3 protein-coding genes and 1 pseudogene are annotated in these 5,648 nt (G+C 62.9%); 2 read left to right on the top strand and 2 right to left on the bottom strand.

Going from position 1 to position 5,648, the window contains the following annotated elements; genetic code table 11:
* Both ACFC3J_RS21875 and ACFC3J_RS21870 read right to left on the bottom strand, forming a co-directional pair.
* Nucleotides 1-229, bottom strand: a pseudogene (locus tag ACFC3J_RS21875) (hypothetical protein); the annotation flags it as partial.
* A gap of 115 nt (nucleotides 230-344) precedes the next feature.
* Nucleotides 345-2,717 carry a TonB-dependent receptor gene (locus tag ACFC3J_RS21870; RefSeq protein WP_279730006.1) on the bottom strand — a complete coding sequence of 791 codons (2,373 nt, stop codon included), beginning with the start codon at nucleotides 2,715-2,717 and terminating at the stop codon, nucleotides 345-347.
* Between the two features lie 348 nt (nucleotides 2,718-3,065).
* Here ACFC3J_RS21870 and ACFC3J_RS21865 point away from each other — a divergent pair, with 348 nt between their 5' ends.
* Nucleotides 3,066-3,977, top strand: a complete 912-nt coding sequence (locus ACFC3J_RS21865; protein ID WP_279730007.1) for an SMP-30/gluconolactonase/LRE family protein — start codon at nucleotides 3,066-3,068, stop codon at nucleotides 3,975-3,977.
* Between the two features lie 94 nt (nucleotides 3,978-4,071).
* On the top strand, nucleotides 4,072-5,648 hold a 1,577-nt coding region (locus ACFC3J_RS21860), incomplete at its 3' end, for a GMC family oxidoreductase (protein ID WP_375198065.1).

The following is a 5,648-nucleotide window of genomic DNA, read 5'->3' as shown; positions in this document are numbered from 1 at the left end:
GCATCCGCATTTCATACACGAGCGGATAGGGATGGGTCGGCCAGGTGCGATCGCCCTTCAGCAGAAAATCACGCTTCACGCCATTTTGCTGTGCCGTGGCGCGCCATACCGGACGCCAGCGCCGTTGCTTTTCGAGCTTGACCTCGGAACAACCCAGCCCATCCTCAAGCCATCGGCTGAGTTGTTCGCGGCTTTCCGCCTGATCCTGATTGGCTTCGGTCTGCGCCATCGACAGTCCTCCCTATCATTTTTCTATTCATTGCGACCGGTGCGTCACCCCCCATCCCCAGGCCGGCCAGCCGTATGGACGGGAGGGAACCCACGCACCGCTCTCATTCTTGCTGTCAGTCGCCGAACCGATAGCGGACCTCCACGCCATAGGTGCGCGGCGCGCCGTAGAATCCGCTGAAGATCCCGAGCGCCGCCGATCCGACATTGCTCGACGCCAGATATTTCTTGTCGAACAGATTACGTACGAAGAAGCTGACATCCGCCTTGCTGCCGCCGACGCCGTTCAGGTCTAGCCGTCCATTGACCAGGTCATAGGCGGGCAGCACCTGGTCGGAAGAGCGCACCTTGCTGGAATGATAATAGTCCAGGCTAAACACGGTTTCCGCCAGCGAGGGCGGTACCGGAAGCGTCCAGCGCGCGCCGGCCGTGACCGTCGTCTTCGCGACCAGATTGAACGGCACTTTGAGCGCTGCAAGATAGGATTGGAGATCGACAGGCACCGTCAGCGAGCGCGACTTGAGGTCGAGGAAGGTCGCACCGGCGTCGAAGGACAATGTCGACGTCGGCTGGATGCGGGTCGAAAGGTCGATACCCGCGACCCGGGTCTTGCCCGCATTGACCAGCAGCGTCCCGCCGCTCGGATCATTGCTGGCGTCGCAATCGCCGTCCGGTGATTTCGGCGGATTGGTTCCGCCCGGTGCGATTGTGCTGCAACTCGCCTGCGTATTGAGGCCCGAAATGGGCACCTGCACATTATTGTACCAGCCGACAAAGGGCGACGCATTGAGCTGCAATTTGACGTCGCCCATGGTGAAGTCGGAGCGGATACCGACCTCCACATCCGTCACCTTTTCCGGCGCGAATGACTGGAACGGCGTGAGCCGCCCGGCCAGCGTCGGGCTGTTAATCCCGCCCGCACGATAGCCCCGGCGCGTCACCGCATAGAGGAAGATCGCATCCGACGCCTTCCAGTCGATGCCTGCCTGCCAGGTCAGCGCCTTGGACGAGGTCTTGTTGACGCTCGAATTGCGGATGGTTGCCGCGCCGTCCGCGCATTCTTCCGGCGAAACGACGGGCTGGTTGTTCAGGCCGCCGCCGACGCAGGCCTCGATCTTGTCCCAGGTATGGCGCACGCCCAGATTGACGTGCAGCCCGTCCGCAATCTCATAATTGACATTGCCGAACAGCGCCCGGCTCTTTTCGCTGTAGAAGCTGTAGTTGAACCGTGCATCCGTGATGCCGGGCAGGATGAAGACGGGTATGTAGGTGCCAGACGGCCCGAGCGGCTTGCTGTCCAGATAGAAGGCGCCGACCAGCCAGTCTAGGCGATTGCCGAGCGCCGACCCCTTCAACTGCACTTCGTCGCTGATCTGCCGGACGTCGGATGTCTGGCGCCCGCCCACGATTGTCACCGGAAGCCCGGCAGGAATCGCGCCGCTGCCATCGGCGATCAAGGTAGGCAGCCCATCCACGCTGGAATAATAGTCGACCTTGGTGCGCCGATAGCCGAAGATATTGACGAAGGTGAAGTCGTCCGACAGATCGAACTCGGTCCGGTTGGTGATGCCGAAACGCTTGACCTTTTCGAACGCGTCGACATCCGAATTGATTACGCGCGGCCCGCGCGCGCGCTGCAAGGCCAGTTGCGCCAGAGCCGCCGCCGCCGTGCCCGTCGCCGTCAGCCCGTTGGGACCGGGCAGCACATTCGTCAACACCGACGCGCCGCCGACCGCATCATTATGGTAATAATCGACGATGAGCGTGTTGCGGAACGCGGCGCTCGGCTCGAACAGGATAGACCCGCGGATCGCTTGCGAATTGAGGTCGTCGGTGTCGCCGCCGATGCCGATATTCTTGGTCCAGCCATCGCGCTTCTGGATCTGGCCGGCGATGCGGATGGCCAGCGTGTCGGACGTCAGCGGTATATTGACGGCGGCTTCCAGCAGCCGGGCGTCGTAATTGCCGTAGGACGCCTTGGCATATCCCCCCAGCTTATAGTCCGGCGCCGTCGGATAATAGAGGATCGCGCCGCCAGTGGTGTTACGGCCGAACAGCGTCCCCTGCGGCCCCTTGAGCACCTGAACGGACGAGAGATCATAGGTCGGAATGCTGGACCCGACCGTAGGAGACGGCACTTCGGCGAAATAGCTGATGACGCCCGGGGCGCTGTTGCCGGCCAGCGCCTTGGACTGGCCACGAATGGAGAAATTGCTGTTCTCGCGCCCGCCCGAACCCGCCAGGAATACGCCGGGCGTCTTGATCAGCAGATCCTGCGTATCGCGGATATTGGCCTGCCGCAGCGAATCCGCGCCGAACGCCACGACAGAAACCGGCGTCTCCTGAATATTCTCGGCAGTCCGGCGCGCCGTCACCACGATGTCGCTGCTGTCCACCTCTTGCGGCGCGGCGTTCGACGACTGCGCCAATGCCATTTGCGATGTCGTCAGCAGCAACCCTATCGGCAGCATGAAACCGGTTATCTTCATTTTTCTTCTCCCTGGCGGTCAAAGGATGACCATTGTCTTTAAAAGCCGGTCTGTCGCCGGCCTGTCCTGTTCATGAGATCAACGATGGATAGCTGACGCCCTGCCCCGCGCGCCAATGCTCGACGATCGCGCTTTTCTGGCAGTTGAATATGCCGATCTGCCTGGACAATATGCCGCCATCCCCTCCGCATTTCCCCGATGGATCGGCTGTGCGGCGGATTAGACGCCAATCCGCGCTTTCAATTACCTGTCGAAAGGTGGGTCCGATGTCCGATCACGCCAATATCCACCAGATATGAGGATAAGGACGGTCCGCAGATACCGTCGGTCATATGGGGAGAGGACGAGATGACCTGCTTTGCAAACGGGCTGTTGATGCCTGAGGGACCGATTGCGCGGCCGGAAGGCGGCATGCTGCTGGTGGAGGTGCTCGGCGGTCGCCTGTCCCGCCTTGGCCCGGACGGTGCGCGCACCACCCTCGCCGATCTGGGCGGCGGTCCCAATGGCGCGGCGATCGGTCCCGACGGGCGGATTTATGTCTGCAACAATGGCGGTTTCGAAAAGATGATCCTGCCGAACGGCGACCTCCTGCCGGTCGAGGCGCCTCTCGACACGCCGCCCGGTACAATTCAGGTCGTCGATCCCGCCAGCGGCGCTTTCGAAACCTTATATGCATCGACCGAAGCGACCCCCTTCTGGGGACCGAACGACCTCATCTTTGACGAAACGGGCGGATTTTGGTTCACCGATTTCGGCAGGGATCGCGGCGCGGCGCGAATGCGGGGTGGGCTTTATTATGCCAAGACCGACGGGTCGGAAATTCGGCGCGCCGCCGGACCATTGGACGGGGCGAATGGCGTCGGCCTATCGCCAGATGGACGCACCCTCTACGTCGCCCTCACCTATGAAGCGCATCTGCTGCGCTATCGATTGTCAGCGCCCGGTATGATCGACACGACGGCGTCGCTGACCCCGGACGGGCACAGCATCGTCGGTCGGGCCGGGCCTGGTCAATTTCTCGACAGCCTGGCCGTCGATAGCGCCGGACGCATCTGTTGCGCCTCGCCCGGCCAAGGCGCCATATTGATCTTTCCACCCGAGGGCGGAACGCCTCAGCAGATCGAAACGGGCGATTTCCTCACGACCAATATCTGCTTTGGCGGCAAGGACGGGCGGGTGGCCTTCGTCACGCTGGGCAGTTCCGGCAAGGTCATATGTATCGACTGGGACGTCCCCGGCCTGCCCCTCGCATTCGGTTAAGCTCTCATCGTCAACAGCGCCGCCCTGCCCGCCGACAGGTCAAGCAAGGCAGCCATTGTTGTTCCCTCGCGCCATGCCCCGGAAAAGAGCGACCATGTCAGCTGATTGTTATGACTATATCATCGTCGGGGCGGGGTCTTCCGGCTGCGTGCTGGCCAATCGACTGTCGGCAGACCCGACCGTCAAGGTACTGCTGGTGGAGGCGGGACCGGACGACAGCAGTCCGTTGATCGCCATGCCGCGCGGTATCGGCAAACTGCTGGCGCCGGGCAATCCCCATGTGTGGGATTACGCCGTATCGCCCGGCGGCAACGCACCCCAGGAAATATGGCTGAAGGGCCGCGCGGTTGGCGGGTCCAGTTCGGTCAACGGCATGGTCTATGTGCGGGGCGCTCCGGCCGATTATGATGGCTGGGAAGCGGCAGGCTGCACAGGCTGGGGCTGGCAGAATATAGGCCGACATTTCGTCTCTCTGGAGGACCATGCGCTGGGCGCCAAGGCGTGGCGCGGTGCCGGCGGCCCCCTCAAGGTCAGCGTCCACCCTTCCGGCGACCCGCTGTGCGAAGCCTTCCTGACCGCCGCCGAGCAGGCCGGGACGCAACGGGTGGACGACATGAACGACATGCCGGCCGTGACCCAGGGCGGCATGGGCTATCAGCCGACATCCACCTATCGCGGCAAGCGCTTCTCCGCCTCCCGCGCCTTTCTGAGGCCCGTTCGCGGGCGACCGAATCTGGACGTTCTGCCGCAGACTGACGCCCTGCGTATCCTGTTCGACGGACAGCGAGCGGGCGGTATCCTGCTGCGCAACAAGGATGCCGTGCAGGAGGTCGCCGCCCGGCGGGAGATCATTCTTTCCGCAGGCGCGGTGCAGAGCCCCAAGCTGCTGCAATTGTCGGGCATCGGTCCCCGCGCCCTGCTCGAATCGCTTGGCATCCCGATCGTCGTTGATGCGCCGGGTGTCGGCGGCAACCTTCGCGAACATCGCTATTTGGGCTTTACCTACAGGGTCCGGGGGAACAGCCTAAACCAGAAACTGTCCGGTGTCGGCCTTATCCTGTCGGCTTTGCGCTATGCCTTCGGGTCGAAAGGGCCGCTGACCCATGCAGCGCATGAAGTGGGCGGCTTCGTCAAGACCGATGCCACGCTCGACCGGCCCGACGCGCAGGTCGGCATGGGCCTCTACTCCTTCCACACGGACGACAAGGGCGCGGTGGCGCTCGACCCCTATCCCGGCATGACCGTCGTCGCTTATTATATGCGGCCCGACAGCCAGGGCCATGTCAGGATAAGTTCGGCCGACCCGGATGTCCCGCCGGTCATCGACGCCAATCATCTGGCGACCGATGCCGACAGGAGCCATTTCGTCGCCCTGTTTCGCTGGCTCCGTCGCCTGGCGCAACAGCCCGCGCTCAAGGACTGGATCGTCGAGGAAACGGGCAAGACCGTCGGCATAGAAGCGGACGAGGACATTCTTGCCAACGCCATGGCCCTTGGCGGCACATCCTTTCACATTTGCGGGACATGCCGCATGGGCGCGGATGAAACTTCCGTCGTCGACCCCCAGCTTCGCGTGCGCGGCGTCACCGGCCTGCGCGTCGTCGATACCTCCATCATGCCGACGATCGTATCGGGCAACACCAATGCGCCGGCCATGGCCATCGCGCTCAA

Origin of the sequence: Sphingobium sp. (assembly GCF_041987595.1) — a bacterium.
Classification (GTDB): Bacteria; Pseudomonadota; Alphaproteobacteria; order Sphingomonadales; family Sphingomonadaceae; genus Sphingobium.
The sequence above is the reverse complement of the archived record's forward strand: the minus strand, read 5'-3'. Positions and strand labels throughout refer to the sequence as shown.

Coding starts and splice junctions, on each gene's coding strand:
- ACFC3J_RS21870 (WP_279730006.1), bottom strand. CDS start 2,717: ATGAAGATAACCGGTTTCATGCTGCCGATAGGGTTGCTGCTGACGACA.
- ACFC3J_RS21865 (WP_279730007.1), top strand. CDS start 3,066: ATGACCTGCTTTGCAAACGGGCTGTTGATGCCTGAGGGACCGATTGCG.